This is a genomic window from Allobosea sp., assembly GCF_030695125.1.
Lineage (GTDB): Bacteria > Pseudomonadota > Alphaproteobacteria > Rhizobiales > Beijerinckiaceae > Allobosea.
Window position 1 is genome coordinate 1 of record NZ_JAUYTP010000018.1, and the last position, 20,128, is coordinate 20,128.

Consider the following 20,128-nt stretch of genomic DNA (forward strand, 5'->3'; position numbering starts at 1 on the left):
GAACCGCCGCGTAGACCTCCACAGCGAACATCCCCGCCAACCCCAAAAGGGACCAGCCTATCCAGTGGACGGGTTTTACGCCGCCCGAACCAGCACAATCACCGGCGCTCCACTGGTTGGTTTTGTCACCGCCCTACACAATTGCGCTCGATGATTTGCCCAATTTTGTGTCTCGTCTGTCTATATTTTCCTCTCGGTCGCGGCTGCCCTAGGTAAGGGATCCGTTTTGAAGCCCGCAGCACTCAACGGGCATTCATGAAGGCCTTCTTGCTCAGGGCCGTGCGGAGGAGGATCGCGATGTCCAGCCAGATCGACCAGTTGTCGATGTACCAATGGTCGAAGGCGACGCGTTTGGCCATTTTCTCGTCGGTGTCGGTCTCGCCGCGCAGGCCATGGACCTGCGCCCAGCCGGTGATGCCCGGCTTGACGTTGTGGCGCCGCGCGTAGAGCGCGATCTTGCGCTCGAACTCCTGATCATGGGCGACGGCATGCGGCCGCGGCCCGACCAGCGACATCTGCCCTGTCAGGACGTTGAGCAGCTGCGGCAGTTCGTCGAGATTGTAGCGCCGCAGCAACCTCCCGATGCGGGTGACGCGGGGGTCGTTGCGCGTTGCCTGGACGATGACATCGCCATCGTCGGTCGTCGTCATCGTTCGGAACTTGAAGATCCGGAACGCCTGCTGGTTGAAGCCGTAGCGGCGCTGGCGAAACAGCACCGGGCCTGGCGAGTCGAGGCGGATGGCGACCGCGACGAGCACAAGCAGCGGCGCCGAGAGGACGAGGATCAGCGCGGCGGTGATGATGTCGAAGGTGCGTTTCAGCGCGACCGCGGCGGCGCTCAGCGGGGGCCGTGTCAGGCGCAGGCTGGTGAGGCTGCCGGTGTGGACGATGTGCGGCCGCTCGAAGCGATCCATGATCTTTTCCGGCGTGAGATGGATCGCGACAGGCAGGTTCATGAACGCGCCGATGCAGGCGTCGATCGTCTCCTGGTCCGACCAGGGCAGCGCGATGAAGACCGAGTCGGGCTGCTTCTGCCGGCAGCTCACCACCGCACTCGCCAGATCGCTGGCGAGTGCGGCGGCCGGGTCGTTGATCCGGCGGGCGTCGTTGCTGCGCAGGAAGGCGACATCGACGATCGCGTAGCCGACATTCCAGGGCTGGTGACGCTGGACGAAGGACATCACATCGGGCTCGCGGCCGATCAGAAAGACGCGCTCGCTGGTGATGCGGCCGGTCTTGCTGGCGATCGAGATGCTTGCGACCAGGGCCGAGCGTGTCAGCACGATCACCGGAATGCCGACGAGGTAGCTCGCGACGACGACGCCGCGCGAGTAATGGTCGGCGATCTTGGCCATGAAGAGGATGGCGACGAAAGCCACCATCGTGATGTTCCAGACCGAAAAGGCCGAGGCGACCTGCCCCTTGGCTGAGAGATAGTTGGCGAGCTGATAACGGCCCTGCACGGCGTTGATGAAGACGAAGATCGAGGCCAGCATGATCGCGAGTTCGAGCGTGATCTGGTCGGCCCGTAGCGCGCCATAGACCGTGAGGTGATAAGCCAGCGAAACCAGCCCGACCATCAGCATGATCACCGCCGCGTCCGTTGCCGAAGTGACGAGCCAGAGCCAGTGACGCCAGGCGTTGGCGCGCCCTTGCGTGACGGAACTCGGGGCGAAACCCATGTCGTTGACGCTCATCTGGCTCGACCGCTTTCGCACGCGCACAGCCTGGGCCGTGCGGCTCCGACGTTTCGCTGTGGCACAAGCGTGCCGTGTCAGCGCTGGTTCGGGGCAAGGGTCGCAAGCGCCATACCGCCGTGGCATGTGCCAGGTCGGGCTGTTCCGGCGCGGGAGCGGCAGGATTCAGCCGGTTCAGGCCGCGTTTCCGGCCCTCGTCCGGTCGAGGCGATGAGGGAATGCGCCGTTCTGGAACAGGCGCGTCGCGAGCGCTCCGGCTGGGTCGCCGGCTCAGCCGGCGGCGACGGAGGCGAGATGGTCGCCGTTCAGCAGGCGAACCCCGTCGGGGACGAGCAGGATGACGCGGTCGCGCGACAGGCGCGTCAGCGTGCGGCTGACCGTCTCGATCGTCAGGCCGAGGAAATCAGCGATGTCCTGCCGGCCCATCGGCAGCTGGACGGTCACGGACGACCGGCCGATCCGGGCCCAGCGCTGCTGCATCCTCAGGAGAAAGCAGACGATCTTCTCCTCCGCCGTGCGGCGGCCGAGCAGCATCATCTGCTCCTGCGCCAGGGTGAGCTCATGGCTCGCCTGTTCGTGCAAGCGCCGCAGCAGCGCCGGCTTCGCATCGACCAGGGCGGAATAGGGGAGCCTGGCAAAGGCGCAGGCTTCGACCGGATCGATCGCGTCGGCACACAGGCTGGCGCTTTCGCGCATCGACAAGCCGATGAAGTCGCCCGGCAACGCGAAGCCGACGATCTGGCGCCGCCCGTCCGGCAGCAGCGTGTAGAGGCGCACGGTGCCACTGGTGATGTTGTAGACGCTCGGGGCCGGCTGGCCCTGAACGAGCAGCGGATCGCGTGGGGCGAATTGCGCCGGGCTCGCCAGATCCTGCAGCAAGGCGAGATCGTGATCGGACAGGGCGGCGCAGACGCTGAAGAGGCGCGTTTCGCAGGACAGGCAGTCCTGCCGGATGCGCACGCCGTTGCAGCCGTGTGGCGGAGGATGGTCCACGGGCGGTCCTTGAGGTCTCCGGACGGTGTTCGTGCAGAAGGCCGAGTCAAACCATAGCCTTTGCGAGGCTCGCGGTCACCTGCGATGCGGCATGCGGGGCGTTCATGGCGCGCCGCGAGCGCGCGGCCTTGGCGCCGTCTCGGCCGCCGGGTTAGGTCTCGCATGCGCAGATCGCGGGAGGCAGACATGACGATGACCGGTTTCGGGCTGCAGGGGCCGCGCATCGCGCGCGGCGGCAAGGCCATCTATGGCGCGCCGCTTGGCATCCTGATGCTGGAGGCGCGCTTCCCGCGCATTCTCGGCGACATGGGCAATGGCGGGACCTGGCCCTTCCCGGTGCTCTACCGGGTGGTCGGTGGCGCCAGCCCCGACAAGGTGGTGCTGCGGGGTGCCGACGGGCTGCTGCCGGACTTCATCGCCGCCGCGCAGGATCTGGTGCGGCTGGGAGCGGAGGCGATCACCACCAATTGCGGCTTCCTCTCCCTGTTCCAGCGCGAGCTCGCGGCGGCCGTCGGCGTGCCGGTCGCGACCTCCTCGCTGATGCAGGTGCCCTGGGTGCAGGCGACGCTGCCGCCCGGCCAGCGGGTCGGCGTCGTCACGGTGTCGGCCGGCAGCCTGACGCCCGCGCATCTGGAAAAGGTGGGCGTCCCGCTCGACACGCCGGTCGCGGGCACGGAAGGCGGCCGCGAGTTCTTCCGCGTCCTGATCAAGGCCGAGAAGGACGATATGGATGTCGATCTGGCGCGGCAGGATGTCGTCGCCGCCGCGCTCGATCTGGTGGCGCGGCATCCCGAGGTGGGCGCGATCGTGCTCGAATGCACGAACATGCCGCCCTATGCCGCGGCCGTGCAGGCGGCGACCGGGCGGCCGGTCCACGACATCTATTCGATGATCACCTGGTTCCATGCGGGCCTGAGGCCGCGGGTGTTCTGACAGGGCAGTGATGCGGGGATAGCCTAGCGGGTTTATCCCCGGTGCCTGCGCGGGAGGCGATGCTGGGCTTCGCATTCCCCGGCGCCGAGGCGGCGCCCGACCCCGCGAGGCTACATGACCGCAACGCCGCGGCTTTCCCTGCCCCTGCTCGCCGCCGGACAGGCGCAGAAGCACGTCACCCATAACGATGCGCTGACCCGGCTCGACGCGCTGGTGCATCTCACCGTCGACAGCCGCTCTGTGGGTACGCCGCCGGCGGTGCCGACCGAGCTCTCGGCCTTCATCATCCCGCCTGGCGCGACGGGCGCCTTCGCCGGCCGCACCGACCAGGTTGCGCTGTTCGAGGATGGCGGCTGGACCTTCCTGGCGCCGCGGCCGGGCTGGCAGGCCTGGGTCACTGATGAGAGCGAGCACCATCTCTGGACCGGCAGCGAATGGCGGCGCGACAGCCCGCTCAGCAGCCTCGGCGCCAGCCTCTGGGGGGTCAACGGCACGGCCGACGTCACGACCCGCTTCGTGGTGCAGGCGCCCGCGACCCTGTTCAACCATGACGGCGCCGGGCACCAGCTCAAGCTCAACAAGGCGGCGGCCGGCGAGACGGCGAGCCTGCTGTTCCAGGACGGCTATTCCGGCCGCGCCGAGATCGGCCTCGCCGGCGACGATGATTTGCATCTCAAGGTCAGCGGCGATGGTGCGGCCTGGACCGAGGCGCTCACCGTCGAGCGGTCGACGGGCGAGGTCTCGCTGCCGGCGACGCCCTGGGCGAGCGGCGTCAATCTCCTGCTCAATGGCGATCTGCAGATCAATCAGCGCGGTTTCGCCGGCGGCGCGCTGGCGGCGGGGGGCTATGGCTTCGACCGCTGGAAGGCTGGCCCGGCGGGCACGACCCTCGCTGTTGCGGGCTACGACCTCACCCTCAGTGCCGGGGCGCTCGTGCAGCCGGTCGAGCCGGCGCTGTGGGGGCTCTCGTCCTTTGCCGGCCTGCCGCTCACGCTGTCGGTCGAGGCGTTGTCGGGTGGGGCGCTCTCGGTGACCGTCGGCAGCGTCTCGGGTTCGATTGCTGCGGGAGCGGGCCGGCGCGGCGTGACGCTGACGCCGGCTGCTGGCGATACCGGCGCGCTCTCGGTCAGTCTTGCGCCGGCCGGGCCTGCCGTGACGCTGCGCCGGATCAAGCTGGAGGTCGGGCGTCGCGCCAGCGCCTGGGTCGCGCGGCCAGCGACGCTCGAAGAGCTGCTCTGCGCCCGCTATTTCTGGCGGCCCGAGAGTTCGCTTTCGCTCGACGCCTATCAGGCCGCGGGCGGCGCGGTGGGCCAGACCCTGACGCTGCCGGCCAGAATGCGGGCGACGCCGAGCGCAAGCTTCGCCGTTTCGGGCATGGTGAATGTCGCGGGCGGAAGTCCGGCTTTGACGGTGCTGTCGCGCCGCGAGGCGCGTGCTTCGGCGACGGCCTCGGCGGCCGGGCGCGTGCAGGCCTCGTTCGGCAGCATCGCCTTCGACGCCGAGCTGTGATCAGGCCCGCTTCAGTCGAGATAGATGCTCTTCACATGCGCGTTGATGGCGGCGATATCCGGCAGCATCCCGCCATTGCGCGCGCGCAGATGGCCCTCGTGCCAGTACCAGTCGTCGAAGCCGACATTCAGCCGCTGATAGCCGGCCTCCGCCAGCAGAACGCGCATCGTCTCGCGGCGCGGCTCGACGAAATTGTGCTCGATGGTGAAGAGCGCGATGGCGTGGCGGGCGAGGTCGATCGTCCTGAGGATGTCGAGTTCCGAGCCTTCGGTGTCGAGTGAGACATAGTCGAAGCCCGAGCCCGCCTGCCCGTCGGCGGCATCCATCTGGTCGAAGGTCGCAGTCTCGACGGTGATCAGCCCGTTCTCGCTGATCGCCTGACGCCTGTGCTCGGCATAGCCGTCCGACTCGGCATATTCGGCGAGCGTGCCGATTTCCTGCGAGGGGACGAAGGACAGGAACTGGCCGCCCTCGCGATGGACGGCCCGCTCCAGGCAGGCGGCCTTGCGGCTCGCAGTGAGCCTGGCGAAAAGGATCGGGTTGGGCTCGACCAGCATACCGCTCCAGCCGTGATCTGCTTCGAGGAAGCAGGTGTTGCTGTGGAGGACGCCGTCGAAGGCGCCGATCTCGGCGAAGCGCCCGCCGCGCCGTCCGCCGCACATCGCCAGCACCCAGCGCTCCTGCTCGATCTGCGAGTTCGTCGGGGTTTCGAAGGCGTCCTGCCAGGAGAGGCGGGGGGCGGGCGTCTGGGCTGGCACGGTGTGTCGTCTCGCGGGGGCGGGACGACAGACTAGGGCAACGCGGTTGCGGATGGAACGTCTGGGCCTCGTCGTCATTGCGAGCGAAGCGAAGCAATCCAGGAAGCGTGGCGCCGCAGGTTCTGGATTGCTTCGTCGCTGCGCTCCTCGCAATGACGCGCTTCAGTGAATCTCGGGCTCGGGAATCTTCGCCGTGCCCTCGAGGTAGTCGAAGTCGCAGCCCTTGTCGGCCTGGCGGATATGGGCGGCCGACATCTTGCCCCAGCCGCGGGGGTAGTCGCGGTCGGGCGGCGTCCAGGCGGTGAGGCGCGTGGCAATCTCGGCGTCTGTCAGGGCGACCGAGATGGTGCGGGCCTCGACATCGACGCTGATGACGTCGCCGGTCTGCACGGCGGCGAGCGGCCCGCGGATGTAGGCTTCAGGGGCGACATGCAGCACGCAGGCGCCGTAGCTGGTGCCGGACATGCGGGCATCCGAGATGCGCAGCATGTCGCGCACGCCCTGCTTCAGGAGCTTCTTCGGGATCGGCATCATGCCCCATTCGGGCATGCCGGGACCACCGACCGGGCCGCAGTTCTTCAGGACCATGATGTGGTCTGGCGTGACGTCGAGGCTCTCGTCGTTCACGGCCTTCATCATCGCATCATAGTCCTCGAAGACCAGTGCCGGGCCCGAATGCTTCAGCAGGCGGGGCTCGGCGGCGGAGGGCTTGATGACGCAGCCATCGGGGGCGATGTTGCCCTTGAGCACGGCGAGGCCATTGGCGGTCGTCACGGCGTTGTCGAGCGGGCGGATGATGTTGTCGTCATAGACGGTGGCGAGCGCGATGGTTTCCGCAATCGGCTTGCCGGTGACCGTCATCGCGTCGGTGTGGAGCTTGCTCTCGAGCTGCTTCAGCAGGGCAGGCAGCCCGCCGGCATAGAAGAAATCCTCCATCAGGAATTCGCCCGACGGGCGCAGATTGGCGATCACCGGTACGGTGCGCGAGAAGGCGTCGAAATCGTCGGGCGTCAGCGACACGCCGGCGCGGCCGGCCATGGCGATCAGGTGGATGATGGCGTTGGTCGAGCCCGCGACCGCCATATGCACGGTGAGCGCATTCTCGAAGCTCTTGCGGGTGAGGATGCGGTCGGGCGTCAGATCCTCCCAAACCATCTCGACGATGCGCTTGCCTGACGCCGCTGCCATGCGGGGATGGGCGGCGTCGGCAGCCGGAATCGCGGAGGCGCCCGGCAAGGTCAGGCCCAGCACCTCGGCATGGCTCATCATGGTGGCGGCCGTGCCCATCACCATGCAGGTGCCATGGGAACGGGCGATGCCGCTTTCCATGTCCTTCCACTGCTCGTCGGTGATGGTGCCGGCCTCCTTCTCGGCCCAGTACTTCCACACGTCGGCGCCAGAACCCAGCACCTTGCCGGCCCAGTTGCCGCGCAGCATGGGACCGGCTGGCACGAAGATGAAGGGCAGGCCGGCGCTGCAGGCGCCCATGATCAGGGCCGGCGTGGACTTGTCGCAGCCCCCTAACAGCACTGCGCCGTCGAGCGGGTGGGAGCGGATCGATTCCTCCGTCTCCATCGCCAGGAAGTTGCGATAGAGCATGGTGGTGGGCTTCTGGTATTGCTCCGAGACCGACATCACGGGGATCTCGACCGGGAAGCCGCCGGCCGCCCAGACCGCGCGCTTCACCGCGTCGGCCCGGTCGCGCAGATGGGTGTGGCAGGGGTTGATCTCCGACCAGGTGTTGATGATGCCGATGACCGGCTTGCCCATGAACTCCTCATGGGCGAACCCCATCTGCAGCGCCCGCGAGCGATGCCCGAAGGAGCGCAGATCGCTGGCGCCGAACCAGCGCTTGCTGCGCAGCGTGTCGGGCGTCTTGCGGGCAGGACCCTTGCGGGGATGGGACGACATCGGCATTTCCTCGGGTGGTTTCTTGTGTGCGTTACGTCTGTCATTCCGGGGCGCAGCGAAGCTGCGAACCCGGAACCCACGACCGGGTGCGACGTCCCGGTGGGTGCTGAAGGTCTCACCCGGTCGTGGGTTCCGGGTTCATCGCTGTGCGATGCCCCGGAATGACAAGGGGCTCTACTCCGCAGCCGCGCGCTGGGCGCCCCAGCCGGAGACGATGGCGCGCAGCTGCGCCTTCTCCTCGGCGTTGAGCTCCGGCAGGCCGGGCAGGCGGACGGGGCCGACATTCGTGCCGAGCAGGCCGAGTGCTTCCTTGACGACGGTGACATTGGCGCCGTTGCCGTATTTGGTGCGCAGCGTCTCGAAACCGGCGATGGCGTCGACTTCGACCCGCGCGGCGGCGTAGTCGCCCTTTTCCAGCGCATGCCAGACCGCCAGCGACCGCTCGGGGGCGACATTGATCAGGCCGGAGGTAAAGCCGCGGGCGCCCAGCGCGTAGAAGGGCGCGGCCCAGCCCTCGGCGAGGCCGCAGATCCAGTTGGCGCGCGTCCCTTGTGTGGCCCGCACGCATTCCGACAGCAGCATCATGTTGGTCGAGGCGAACTTGACGCCGGCGACATTGGGATGGGTCGCGACGCGAACGAGGTCCTTCACGCCGATCGCATCCGAGCGGATATAGGCGACCAGCGGCAGCGTCAGCGCCTCCGCGATGGCGAGGATGTAGTCCGCCTGGGACTGGGGCGCGGCGAAGGGGTCGAGCGGGTGGTGCACCATCACCGCGTCGCAGCCGGCCTTGGCGGCGAGCCGGCCGGTCGAGACGGCTTCCCGCAAGGACCGGCCGATGCCGGCCGTGACCAGCGCCTTGCCGGCGGCGGCCTCGGCGGCCACCGCATGGCTGCGCACGACCTCGTCCGTCGTCATCGGGTAGAACTCGCCCGTGTTGCCGGCGGAGACGATGTTGTGGATGCCAGCCTGGGCGATGCGCGCCACGATCTGGCCCGTCACGGCCCAGTCGGCCTCGCCATCGGCGCCCCAGGCGGTGACATGCACGCCCGAAATGCCGCGCAAGGCAGCACGAATTTTATCACTCGTCATAGTCCAACCCTTCCGCATCGGCGCCGAACACCTGTCGCACATGGGCTTTCGCCGAGCGGACGATGTGGCGGCGCATTCTCTCTTCGGCGAGCGCGGGATCGCGCGCTCGCAGCGCCTCGTAGATGGAGCGATGTTCCTCGAAGCCCTGGCCGCGCTCGGAGGGCTCCGAGAGCAGGGCGATCCGCTGCGCGTGATCGTACATGCGCTGCCCGTCGAGCCGGCGCTCGAGATAGCCGCAGCCCGAGATGCGGTGGATCGCGCCGTGATAGGCCTCGTTCAGGGTGACGAGGTCCTCCAGCGCGCTGTGCTGCGTCGCATGGGCCATCTCCTCGATCAGCCGGGCGATCTCGGCGATATCTGCTTCGCTTAGACGGTTGGCGGCGATGTGGGTCATGACGCTTTCCAGTGCGGCGCGGCCCAGCGCCATCTCCAGCGCCTGGCGGGCGGAGAATTCGACGAACACGCCCCGGCGCGCCTCCGTGCGCACCAGCCCCTCGCTCTCCAGCTTGCGGATGGCGTCCTTCACCGGCGTGGTGCTGACCCCGAGCATCTCGGCCAGATGGCGCTCGTTCAGGCGCTCGCCATTGCGGAAGCGCCCGGCCACGATCGCCCGGCGCAGACGCTCATGCACATGCTCACGCAGGGAGCGCAGCAAATGCGGTGCGACGGGTTCGATGGTCAGGGTCTGGGGCATCGTCGGTCCGGGGGCGGGCGTCGGCCCTCGCGAATCCGCCATGCGGCCCGCGAAGTCTCGGCTCCATCTCCGCATCACTCACCACAAAGGACAAGCGGCGACAAGACTGAAATTTCAGATTTCAAATCTGGAATCCTGTGCTATCGAAGTCGGCAAGGATCCGACAACGGACCGCGCTGGCGAGACTCGCCGGCTCTGTGACAGCCATGGGAGGAAGACCGATGACGATGACACGCAGGGCGGCGCTGGCCGCCGCTTGCCTGCTGGCCGCTCCGGCCGCGCTGGCGCAAAGCGACTATCCCGGCAGCAAGGTGGTGACGATCATCGTCCCCTTCGCGGCGGGTGGAACGACAGACCTGCTGGGGCGTATTCTGGCCGACCGCTTGGGTGCGCGCCTCAACGGCAAGTTCATCGTCGAGAACCGGCCCGGCGCCGGCGGCAACACGGGTGTCGCGGCCGCCGCACGGGCGACGCCCGACGGCTACACGCTGACGATGGGCACGGTCTCGACCCATGCGATCAATCCAGGCGTTTATGCCAAGATGCCCTTCGACCACATCAAGGACTTCGCCCCGATCTCGCAGGTGGCGAGCGTTCCCAACATCCTGATGGTCAACATCGACCTGCCCGTGAAGACAGTGCCGGAGCTGATCGATCTGCTGAAGAAGAACCCCAACAAGTACTCGTTCGGCTCGTCGGGCGCGGGCACCTCGACCCATATGGCGGCGGAGCTGTTCAAGGTCTCGACCGGCACCGACATGGTGCATGTGCCCTATCGTTCGAGCGGGCAGGTGACGCAGGACCTGCTCTCCGGCCAGATCCAGATCACCTTTGACAACATCACCATCGCCTGGCCGCATGTCGAGGCCGGCAAGATCCGCGCGCTCGCGACCGCCACGCCCGAGCGCCTCGCCGTCGCCAAGGACCTGCCGGCGCTGGCCGAGTTCATCCCGGGCTATTCGGCAGCGTCCTGGCACGGTTTCTTCGCGCCCGCTGGCGTGCCCAAGGAGATCGTCGCCAAGCTTTCCAGCGAGGTTCAGGCGATCATGCGCGAGCCCGCCGTCATCGACCAGATGAAGAAGCTCGGCGTCGATCCCGTCGGTTCGACCCAGGAGCAGTTCACTGCCCATATCGCCGCAGAGACAAAGCGCTGGGCGGATGTGGCGCAGAAGGCGAATGTCCGGATCGAGTGATCGACACAGCCGACGTCATGGTCGGGCTTGACCCGACCATCTCGTAAACCAGCGATCTGGTCCTGAGATTCTCGGGTCAAGCCCGAGAATGACGCCCGTCCCACATCCAATGCGTCACAAGAACCGGATAGCGCCGCGATGACATCGACCACCCTCACCGACGACAACCGCAAGAAGCTGAAGCGCGTCTCGACCGCGACGCTGACCACGGCGCTGTTCAAGCGCGGCTTCCGCAACGTCTTCATCCAGGACGTGCGGCCGCTGGGCCAGAAGGCTGAGAGCATGGTCGGCGAGGCGTTCACGCTGCGCTACATCCCGGCGCGGGAGGATCTCGATCATCTCGGCACCTTCGAGGGGACACAGCATCCACAGCGTCGCGCGGTCGAGGATTGCCCGCCCGGCCATGTCATGGTGATCGACTCGCGCAAGGATCCGCGCGCGGCCTCGGCCGGCGGCATCCTGGTGTCGCGGCTGATGCAGCGCGGCGTCGCCGGCATCGTCACGGATGGCGGCTTCCGGGACTCGCCCGAGATCGCTGCGATGGCGATCCCCGCCTATCACAACCGCCCCAGTGCGCCGACGAACCTGATCCGCCACCATGCGCTGGACATCAACGCGCCGATCGCCTGCGGCGACGTCGCCGTCTATCCCGGCGACATCATCGTCGGCGACGGCGAGGGCGTCTGCGTCATCCCCGCCCATCTCGCCAACGAGATCGCGCCCGAAGTCTATGAGCAGACGGCCTATGAGGACTTCGTCGCCGAGCGCGTGCGCGGCGGGCAGGGCCTGTTCGGCCTGTATCCGGCGAACGAGCAGACCAAGGCCGAATTCGCGGCGTGGCGGCCCGGCTGGTCCTGACCGCCGCCGCGCCGCACCGGCGCCACATCACTAGGCAAGACGGCGAAGCCGGCCGTGACACGGGCTGAACCGGGACGCTGCCGAGGCGGCGCGTCCCGCCACGACCACATCACCATAAAAATCCGGGGGGACACCATGGTTGAAACGTCACGTCGTCAATGGCTCGCGGGCGGGCTGGCCGCCGCCGGTTCCGCGCTGGCGGGGCCGGCTCTGGGACAGGCTTTTCCATTCAAGCCGAACCAGCGCTATCCCGATCCGTCGGTCGAGATCCTCGATCCGAGCTTCGGCAAATACCGGATCTATTCGAGCACGATCGAGCAGGTCGCCAGCGGCATGCGCTGGGCCGAGGGACCCGTCTACTTTCCGGAGGGGCGCTACGTCCTGGTCAGCGACATCCCCAACAACCGGATCATGAAGTATGACGAGGTGAAGAACAGCTTCTCCGTCTTCCGCGAGAACGCCAACTTCGCCAACGGCAACACCCGCGACCGGCAGGGCCGGTTGATCACCTGCGAACACTCCGTCACGCGCCGGGTCACCCGCACCGAGAAGAGCGGCAAGATTACCGTCCTGGCCGACCGCTTCGAGGGCAAGCGGCTGAACGCGCCCAACGACGTCATCGTGAAGTCGGATGACACGATCTGGTTCACCGACCCGCTGTTCGGCATCAACGGCGAATGGGAGGGCTCGCGCGCCAAGCCCGAGCAGGCGACGACCAATGTCTACCGCATCGGCACGGATGGGAAGCTGAGCGCCGCGGTCACGGATCTGCTCAATCCCAACGGGCTCGCCTTCTCGCCCGACGAGAAGAAGCTCTATGTCGTCGAATGGCGCGGCACGCCGAACCGGAGCATCTGGAGCTTCGACATCGACGCGCAGGGCAAGGCCTCCAACAAGACCAAGGTCGTCGATGCCGCCGATTTCGGTGCGCTCGACGGGTTCAAGATCGATCGCGACGGCAATTTCTGGTGCGGCTATGGCAGCAACGGCGCCTTGAACAGCGAGCCAGCCGAGACCGGAGGCCGCAAGGTCTTCGGCCTGCGCGGCAAGCCGGAAGACCTCGACGGCGTCATGGTGTTCAGCCCGGCCGGCAAGCCGCTCGCCTTCATCCGCCTGCCCGAGCGTTGCGCCAATCTCTGCTTCGGTGGCCCCAAGGGCAATCGCTTGTATATGGCAAGCAGCCACTCGCTCTACGCTCTCTATGTCGAGGCGCATGGCGCTGTGTGACGAAACGAAGCCGCGCCGCCCCTTGGCGGTGCGGCTTCCTCAACGTTATCGTTAACGTATGCTTGAGACCTCTCTGCGAGGTTTCGCGCTTGCCCCTGCTCGCGGGAGTTGAGCGTGAACGTGATGAAGCCGGCGTCGACAGCCCTCCCAGTGAGAGCCTCATGGCCGGCGCGCTATAACGCCTGGGTCAACCGCCGGTTCGGCATGACCCGGCTCGACGACAGCGATGCGGCGGCTCTGCGGAAGGCGCAAGGCGAACAGTTCGGGCGCGTGCTGCCGCCGATTCTGCTCTCCAATCTTCTGTCTGCGGTCCTGGTCGCGATCACGGCGATGATCCATGGCTGGCTCTGGTTTCCGCTGCTCTGGGGCGCTGCGGTGGTCGCGATCGGCGTTCTCGGCATCCTGCGCATCACCCGCATCAGGGAGCGTGCGCGCGAAGACGCCCCCTCGATCAAGTTCAACGACAAGATCCTGATCGATTCCGCCCTGATGGCGCTGCCCTGGGTCGTCATGGCCGTGGTCTTCAATCCCATCGCCGTCCCGGAGATGGAGGTGCTGACCGCGACGCTGCTCGCCGGGCTCGTCTGCGCGGGCACCTTTACAATGGCGAGCATGCCGTCGGCGGCGCTGCTCTTCGCCGGGATCATCCTCGGCGCGCGCGTGATCCACATTGCGTTGTCGCCGGGTGATCACATGCTCGAGAACCTGACCTTCCAGGCGATCTACGGCTCGGTGATGCTGGTCTCTCTGCGCAGCATGGCGCAACTCTTCATCGACCGCGTCCGCGCCATCAGCAGCGCTCAGGCGCTCGGGCAGGAAGCGAAGGCCCAGGCGCGCGTCGAGGAGGCGCGACGCGAAGCGGTCGAGCGGCAGGCTGAAGCCTTCCGACGGGAGATCGGCGCCATCCTGCAGCCGGTCTTCCAGTCTGTCGATCACATGAACGGTGCGGCCGAGCAACTCGTCGCCATTTCTCAGCGCTCTCAGGACAAGCTCGGCGGGCTGCTGATGCAGGTGGGCGAAGCCAGCCGCGACATCGCCTCGGTCGAATCCTGCTCGCACCGGCTCACCGACACCATCTCGCTGATCCGCGCCGAAGCGGACCGGACGACGCAACTGGTGCGGACGGCGGCCACAGACGTCGCCGCGTCCGTCGCCGTCCGCTCGCAGCTGACGCAGGCGGTCCACGATATCGGAGAGGTCTCGGACCTGATCCGCGAGATTGCGGCGCAGACAAATCTCCTGGCCCTGAATGCGACGATCGAGGCGGCCCGTGCCGGACTGGCGGGCCGTGGCTTCGCGGTGGTGGCGACCGAGGTCAAAGGGTTGGCGGCCCGGACCGAGGCCGCGACCCAGGAAATCTCCGAACGCGTCGAGGAGGTGCGTGCCGCTACGGAGCGTTCCCTCGCGGCGGTGATGAATATCAGCGTCTCGACAGATGCGATCGTGGGCGCGACCAGCGGGATCGTTCTGGCGGTGGACCACCAGGCCGAAGCGATCCGGACCATGGTCGACCTGCTCACGCGCGCGGTCCGCGAGACGCAGCGCGCTGCCGGTGCGATCGATCTCGTCGCGGCCGACGCCGCCCTGACCATGGACAATGGCCGGCAGGTTTCGGACGCCGCTGCGGGCGTCGACGGATCGGCCCGGCGACTGGACGAATCCGTGGCGCGCTTCTCCCGTCAGGTCGTCGGGGGCTGATCAGCCTTCGCGCTCGCCGTAGAACTCGCGATACCAGGCGACGAACCGCGCGATGCCGGTTTCGATCGGCGTGTCGGGCCTGAAATCGACCCGCGCCATCAGATCGGAGACGTCGGCATAGGTCGCGCGGACGTCGCCGGGCTGCATCGGCAGGTGCCGCTTGATCGCGGCCTTGCCGCAGGCGGCCTCGATCACCGCAATGAAGCGGTCGAGGCGGACCGGCGTGTGGTTGCCGATGTTGTAGATCCGCCAGGGCGCGGCCGAGGTGGCGGGACCATGCGGGGTCTCGCCGGCGCCGCGCGCGGGCGGCAGCGCGGCAAGCCGGACGATCGCCTCGCTGATGTCGTCGACATAGGTGAAGTCGCGGCTCATCTCGGCCTCGGCATAGACCTCGATCGGCCGGCCTTCGAGGATCGCCTTGGTGAACTTGAAATAGGCCATGTCCGGCCGGCCCCAGGGGCCGTAGACGGTAAAGAAGCGCAGGCCCGTCGCCGGTATCCCATAGAGCTGCGCATAGCTGTGGGCCATCAGCTCGTTGGCGCGCTTGGTCGCCGCATAGAGCGAAATCGGGTGGTCGGCGCCGTCATGCTCGCTGAACGGCACCTTGGCATTGGCGCCATAGACCGAGCTCGACGAGGCGTAGACGAGGTGGGCGACCGGGTTGTGCCGGCAGGCCTCCAGCACCGAAAGGAAGCCGTCGAGATTGGAATGGGCATAGGCGCGCGGATTGTCGAGCGAGTATCGCACCCCGGCCTGGGCCGCGAGATGGATCACGACCTCCGGCCGGAACGCGGCGAAGACGGCCTGGAAGGCGTCGTAATCGGCGATATCGGTGGCCGAGAAGCTGAAGCCGTTGCGCGGCAGCAGCTGGTCGAGCCTAGCCTGCTTGAGGGCCGGATCGTAGTAAGGGGTCAGGTTGTCGATGCCCAGAACCTGAACGCCGCGGGCCAGCAAGGCTTGCGTGACGTGGAAGCCGACGAAGCCGGCTGCGCCCGTCAGCAGGACGCGGCCGGCTGAAACAGTGGTCATGAGGCCCGTTCTCGCCCGTCGGGGGGACAGCGCGGAAGCGCGCGCGACACCCGCTTCCCAGAGCTGATTCCATCTTGCAGATCGGGGCCCGTGTCAATCAAGCCTGGCTGGAGCGGTCGGCGGTTCGAACCGGTGGAGCCGCTTCGTCGGCGCGTCCGTCGGGAAGGCGGGCGTCGGGCGCCAGATCGTCATCCTGCAGCACACGCCAGCCGGCCCCTTCGAGATCGGCATACTGGCCGTTGCGCATGCACCAGAAGAACGCGCCGAGCCCGGCCAGGCCCAGGCCCAGCGCGAGCGGGAACAGGATGACGAGAATGTTCATGACGCGGCCTTGTGCAGAGCGGATGTCGGGCGCCGGGCGGCCCGCAGGGCGTTGAGCGTCACGACCAGCGACGACCCCGACATGGCGGCGGCGGCGACGAGCGGCGTCGCCAGCCCGGCCACCGCGATGGGAACCGCGACCGCGTTGTAGAGCACCGCGAACCAGAGGTTCTCGACCATCAGAGCCCGCGCCTTGCGGGCGATGGTGATGGCGGACGCGACGGGGCTCAGGCTGTCGCCCAGGAAGACGATGTCGGCCGCGGCCTGGGCGAGATGGGTCGCGCTGATCGGCGAGATCGAGACATGGGCCTTGGCGAGAGCCGGCGCGTCGTTGAGCCCGTCGCCGACCATTAGGACCTTGCGACCGCGCTTGGCGAGATCGTCAAGCACATGCAGCTTCTGGTCGGGACGCAGGCCCGACTGCCAGGTCGCGATGCCAAGGTCCCGGGCCACGGCTGCCACCGCGGTCTCGCGGTCTCCGGAGAGGATCATCACTTCGAGGCCGAGCCGCCGCAGCGCACCGATGCTGGACTGGGCGTCCGGCCGCAGCCGCTGGCCGACCGCGAAGACCGCGCAAGCCTCGCCATGCCGCCAGGCGATCAGCGAGGCGGTGGGGAAGCTGCCGCCGACCTGCTCGGTCAGCGCCTGCGCCTCGCAGAATTCGGCGCTGCCCAGCCGCATCTCGGTCCCATCGACGATCGCCGAGAGACCGAGGCCGCGATGCTCCTGCGTCTCGCGGCAGGGCGCAGGGCTGCCGGCGGCGCGGCTGATCGCCTGGGCGAGGGGGTGGCGGCTGGCAGTGGCCAGCGCCGCGGCCGCGCGCAGGGTCTCGGGGTCAATCGTCTCGGCGTTGAGCAGGTCGGGCTCGGGCAGGGTCAGGGTGCCGGTCTTGTCGAAGACGACCATGTCGGCCTCGGCCAGCCGCTCGAGCGCATCGCCCTCCTTGAGCATGATCTGGCGCCGGAACAGGGCCGAAGCCGCGACGACCTGCACGGCGGGAATGGCCAGTCCGAGCGCGCAGGGGCAGGTGATGATCAGGACGGTGATCGCGATGATCAGGGCCTGCTGCCACGCCAGGCCGAAGACGATCCAGCCCACGAGGGTGGCCAGCGCGGTGGCGTGGACGAGCGGGGCATAGAGCCGCGCGGCACGGTCCGAGAGGCGGACATAGCGCGAGCGGCTCTCGACGGCCTGGGCCATCAGCTTGTCGATCTCGTCGAGCAGGGTGCCGGTGCCGGCCGCCTGGACGCGCACGCTCAGCGCGCCCGTCAGGTTCATCGTGCCGGCATAGACCTGCACGCCGGGCACGATCGGGGCCGGGTCGGTTTCGCCGGTGACGAGGCTGCGGTCGATCTCGGAATGCCCGCTCTCGACGATGCCGTCGACGCAGACGCGCTCGCCCGGCTGGACGAGCACGAGGTCGCCCGGTGCGATCGCTGCGATCGGCAGCGTCGTCATCGTCCCGTCGGGCATCAGCCGTGTCGCCGACTCGGCCTTGAGCGCGGCGAGGTTGCCGGCGAGGTCGCGGGTGCGCCGGCGCATCATCTGGTCGAGATAGCGGCCGATCAGCAGGAAGAAGATCAGCATGATCGCGCCGTCGAAATAGGCGTGCTCGGAGTGGTTGGCCGTCTCGACGACGGACATGCCGAGCGCCAGCACGATGCCGAGCGTGATCGGCACATCCATGTTGACCGCGCCCGCGCGCAGGGCCCGCAGCGCGCTCTCGAAGAAGGGGCGCCCGGCATAGGCCGCCGTGGGCAGCGCGATCAGGGCCGAGAGCCAGTGGAAGAAGTCGCGCGTGACCGGGCTGATGTCGCCATTGGCGCCCGACCAAACCGAGACCGAGAGCAGCATGATGTTCATGGCGGCGAAGCCCGCGACGGCGAGGTAGCGCAGCAGCCGCCTCTCCTCCAGCGTGACGCTGTCGCGCTCGGCCGACGGCAGGAAGGGATAGGCCTTGAAGCCCAGTGCGGCGAGCTTCTCGATCACGCCCTCGGGCCGCAACGCACCCTCGGTCCACTCCACGGTCACCCGCTTCAAAGCGAGGTTGACGCGCGCCTTGAGGATTGCGGCGTCCCGGCCGAGCCCGCTCTCGATCGCATGCATGCAGCCGGCGCAGCGAATGCCCTCGACCGCCAGCTCCATGCCCGCGACGCCACCTTCACCATGGCGGACGAAGACCGAGAGATCCTGCTGCGTGGCCATACCGGTTCAGTCCTTCAGTACGACGCGGCTGCGCGAGACGAAGACCGTTTCGGTGCCCTGAACGGCCTGCACGGCCAGCGTCCAGCGGCCGCCGTGAACCGCCGGGATGGTGGCGGTATAGTCGCCTGCGGCGCCTTCGCTCAGCGACGCCGCATGGTCCTCGCGACGGGCGGCGGGATGTTCGAGCCGGGCCTCCACGAGAAGGCCGGTGACCGGCGCGCCGGCGCTGTCGCGCAGCGACAGCGTCACCACGGCATCGGCCCCGGACCGGCGAAACTGCGCGCCGGCCTGCCAGCCGCGCTGCTCCTGCGCCTGCATGCGGGCGATCTCGCCGTTGAAGCGCTGGCTCGTCTCATAGGCGCTCTTCACGTCGACGCCGGGCATGGTGGTGATCGCGATAGTCATCATCACCGCGTTGACGCCGGCGACGACCAGGAAGAAGCCGATCATGCCGGCGAGCACCATGCGCCCGGTCAGGCGGAAAGGCTGGTTGCGGCGCGGTTGCACGGGCGCTGTCAGATCGATGGGCATGATGAAGGCTCCACAGCAGGACATGGGTTTGCCCCCTCAGGGTGCGATGAAATGGTCCGTCGCGGTCACGGTCTCGCCGGCGAAGAGGTCGGCGGCGGTGAAGGTGATCGTCTGGGTTTTCTCGGCTTGGCTGCCCGCCGGCCGCGTCACCAGAACCCGGACCTCATGGGAGCTGTCGGGCGGGACGGACACGATCGGCCGCAGATCCGCGGTCGCGGGCACGCCGACGGCCTCGAGGCGCAGGCCCGGGATGCCATGAACGGTCAGCGCGATCGGGCGCTCGTCGGGGCGCTTGTTCAGGATGCGGATGGTGTAGGCGTTGCGGATCGAGCCGTCGCTCAGCGTGACGAACAGCGGCGCGCGGTCATGCAGGACCGACATCTCGACGGTACGGCGCGTCGCCAGCTGGTAGACCATGGCGCCGCCGACCACGAGGATCAGCGCGGCGTAGATCATCGTGCGCAGGCGCAGCGGATTGTAGATCGGCTTCTCGCCGGCGATACGCCGCTTGACGTTGTCGTCCGTGTCGTAGGCGATCAGCCCCTTGGGGCGGCCGACCTTCTCCATGACGTTGTCGCAGGCGTCGATGCACAGCCCGCACTGGATGCAGTCGAGCTGCGCGCCGTCGCGGATGTCGATGCCGGTCGGGCAGACGGCGACGCATTGGCGGCAATCGACACAGTCGCCCGCGGGTTCGCCCTGGGCGCGCAGGCGCTCGGCCTGCTTCACCGAGACGCGCGGATCGCCGCGGTCGTAGCGATAGGTGACGTTCAGGGCGTCGTCGTCGGTGAGCGCGGCCTGGATGCGCGGCCAGGGGCACATATAGTTGCAGACCTGCTCGCGCATGATGCCGGCGAGGGAATAGGTGGTGAAGGTCAGGATCGCGATGAAGGCGTAAGCCGTGAAGGGGGCCTGCAGTGTCGCCAGGTCGCGCACCAGCGTCGGTGCGTCGGCGAAGTAGAGCACCCAGGCGCCGCCGGTCCACCAGGCGATCATCAGCCAGACGAAGTGCTTGGCGCTCTTGCGCCAGACCTTGCTGGCCGTCCAGGGGCCTTCGTCGAGCTTGATGCGCTCGCGCCGGTCGCCTTCGAAATAGCGTTCGACCACCAGGAACAGATCGGTCCAGACCGTCTGGGGGCAGAGATAGCCGCACCAGACCCGCCCCGCGACGGCGTTCATCATGAACAGCACGAAGGCTGCCATGATCAGCAGGCCGGTGAAGTAATACACCTCCTGCGGCCAGATCTCGATGAAGAAGAAGTAGAAACGGGCATTGGCGAGATCGAGCAGGACCGCCTGGTTGGGCAGGTTGGGGCCGCGGTCCCAGCGCAGGAAGGGCAGCAGGTAGTAGACGCCGAGGCAGAGCCCGAGGATCAGCCACTTGGCGCGCCGGTAGGGACCGGACACGCTTTGCGGATAGACCTTCTTCGTCGCCGCAAACAGCGGCAGGTCGCCGAGCTCCGTCTCCTGGGAGGCCAT

The 20,128-nt window shown here is 67.8% G+C and carries 17 protein-coding genes; 6 read left to right on the forward strand and 11 right to left on the reverse strand.

Annotated features, from left to right (window positions below; all coding sequences use genetic code 11):
• Nucleotides 1-242: 242 nt before the first annotated feature.
• Both Q8S38_RS05285 and Q8S38_RS05290 read right to left on the reverse strand, forming a co-directional pair.
• On the reverse strand, nucleotides 243-1,697 hold the full coding sequence (locus Q8S38_RS05285) for an undecaprenyl-phosphate glucose phosphotransferase (RefSeq protein ID WP_305679387.1): 1,455 nt from the start codon (nucleotides 1,695-1,697) through the stop codon (nucleotides 243-245).
• Between the two features lie 270 nt (nucleotides 1,698-1,967).
• Nucleotides 1,968-2,690, reverse strand: coding sequence for a Crp/Fnr family transcriptional regulator (locus tag Q8S38_RS05290; RefSeq protein WP_305679388.1), 723 nt, complete (start codon nucleotides 2,688-2,690; stop codon nucleotides 1,968-1,970).
• A gap of 192 nt (nucleotides 2,691-2,882) precedes the next feature.
• On the opposite strand from Q8S38_RS05290, the gene Q8S38_RS05295 reads away from it, so the two are divergent.
• On the forward strand, nucleotides 2,883-3,623 hold the full coding sequence (locus tag Q8S38_RS05295) for an aspartate/glutamate racemase family protein (RefSeq protein ID WP_305679521.1): 741 nt from the start codon (nucleotides 2,883-2,885) through the stop codon (nucleotides 3,621-3,623).
• 114 nt (nucleotides 3,624-3,737) lie between these two features.
• Nucleotides 3,738-5,132: a DUF2793 domain-containing protein gene (locus Q8S38_RS05300; RefSeq protein ID WP_305679389.1), complete on the forward strand. Its 1,395-nt coding sequence runs from the start codon at nucleotides 3,738-3,740 to the stop codon at nucleotides 5,130-5,132.
• 11 nt (nucleotides 5,133-5,143) lie between these two features.
• Here the strand turns inward: Q8S38_RS05300 and Q8S38_RS05305 are convergent, their stop codons facing one another.
• The 4 genes from Q8S38_RS05305 to Q8S38_RS05320 form a co-directional block, all read right to left on the reverse strand.
• A complete protein-coding gene (locus Q8S38_RS05305) occupies nucleotides 5,144-5,890 on the reverse strand; it encodes an FkbM family methyltransferase (RefSeq protein WP_305679390.1) in 747 nt (248 codons plus the stop codon).
• 162 nt (nucleotides 5,891-6,052) lie between these two features.
• Complete coding sequence (gene araD / locus Q8S38_RS05310; RefSeq protein WP_305679391.1) at nucleotides 6,053-7,801, reverse strand: L-arabinonate dehydratase; 1,749 nt, start codon at nucleotides 7,799-7,801, stop codon at nucleotides 6,053-6,055.
• Nucleotides 7,802-7,975: 174 nt separating this feature from the next.
• Nucleotides 7,976-8,893: a dihydrodipicolinate synthase family protein gene (locus Q8S38_RS05315; protein ID WP_305679392.1), complete on the reverse strand. Its 918-nt coding sequence runs from the start codon at nucleotides 8,891-8,893 to the stop codon at nucleotides 7,976-7,978.
• On the reverse strand, nucleotides 8,883-9,587 hold the full coding sequence (locus Q8S38_RS05320; protein ID WP_305679393.1) for a GntR family transcriptional regulator: 705 nt from the start codon (nucleotides 9,585-9,587) through the stop codon (nucleotides 8,883-8,885). The genes Q8S38_RS05315 and Q8S38_RS05320 overlap by 11 nt, the downstream gene beginning before the upstream one ends.
• 221 nt (nucleotides 9,588-9,808) lie before the next feature.
• Between Q8S38_RS05320 and Q8S38_RS05325 the strand changes: the two genes are divergently transcribed.
• The 4 genes from Q8S38_RS05325 to Q8S38_RS05340 all read left to right on the forward strand — a co-directional run bounded on the left by Q8S38_RS05325 (nucleotide 9,809) and on the right by Q8S38_RS05340 (nucleotide 14,563).
• Nucleotides 9,809-10,780 (forward strand): Bug family tripartite tricarboxylate transporter substrate binding protein, encoded by a 972-nt coding sequence (locus tag Q8S38_RS05325; RefSeq protein ID WP_305679394.1) that lies wholly within the window; start codon nucleotides 9,809-9,811, stop codon nucleotides 10,778-10,780.
• Between the two features lie 138 nt (nucleotides 10,781-10,918).
• Nucleotides 10,919-11,638, forward strand: a complete 720-nt coding sequence (locus Q8S38_RS05330) for a ribonuclease activity regulator RraA (protein ID WP_305679395.1) — start codon at nucleotides 10,919-10,921, stop codon at nucleotides 11,636-11,638.
• Nucleotides 11,639-11,773: 135 nt separating this feature from the next.
• Entirely contained in the window at nucleotides 11,774-12,865 is a 1,092-nt protein-coding gene (locus tag Q8S38_RS05335; protein WP_305679396.1) for an SMP-30/gluconolactonase/LRE family protein, read from the forward strand.
• Nucleotides 12,866-12,988: 123 nt separating this feature from the next.
• Nucleotides 12,989-14,563, forward strand: a complete 1,575-nt coding sequence (locus Q8S38_RS05340) for a methyl-accepting chemotaxis protein (protein WP_305679522.1) — start codon at nucleotides 12,989-12,991, stop codon at nucleotides 14,561-14,563.
• On the opposite strand, the gene Q8S38_RS05345 is transcribed toward Q8S38_RS05340, so the two are convergent.
• From Q8S38_RS05345 to ccoG, 5 genes are all read right to left on the reverse strand, one after another.
• Nucleotides 14,564-15,592, reverse strand: coding sequence for an NAD-dependent epimerase (locus Q8S38_RS05345; RefSeq protein ID WP_305679397.1), 1,029 nt, complete (start codon nucleotides 15,590-15,592; stop codon nucleotides 14,564-14,566). It lies immediately after the preceding gene.
• Between the two features lie 97 nt (nucleotides 15,593-15,689).
• On the reverse strand, nucleotides 15,690-15,914 hold the full coding sequence (gene ccoS / locus Q8S38_RS05350) for a cbb3-type cytochrome oxidase assembly protein CcoS (RefSeq protein WP_305679398.1): 225 nt from the start codon (nucleotides 15,912-15,914) through the stop codon (nucleotides 15,690-15,692).
• Nucleotides 15,911-18,118, reverse strand: a complete 2,208-nt coding sequence (locus Q8S38_RS05355) for a heavy metal translocating P-type ATPase (protein WP_305679399.1) — start codon at nucleotides 18,116-18,118, stop codon at nucleotides 15,911-15,913. Before Q8S38_RS05355 ends, ccoS begins: the two co-directional genes overlap by 4 nt.
• 6 nt (nucleotides 18,119-18,124) lie before the next feature.
• Nucleotides 18,125-18,649 carry a FixH family protein gene (locus tag Q8S38_RS05360; protein ID WP_305679400.1) on the reverse strand — a complete coding sequence of 175 codons (525 nt, stop codon included), beginning with the start codon at nucleotides 18,647-18,649 and terminating at the stop codon, nucleotides 18,125-18,127.
• Nucleotides 18,650-18,685: 36 nt separating this feature from the next.
• The gene (gene ccoG, locus Q8S38_RS05365) at nucleotides 18,686-20,128 is read right to left on the reverse strand and encodes a cytochrome c oxidase accessory protein CcoG (protein WP_305679401.1); all 1,443 of its coding nucleotides are present in this window, start codon (nucleotides 20,126-20,128) and stop codon (nucleotides 18,686-18,688) included.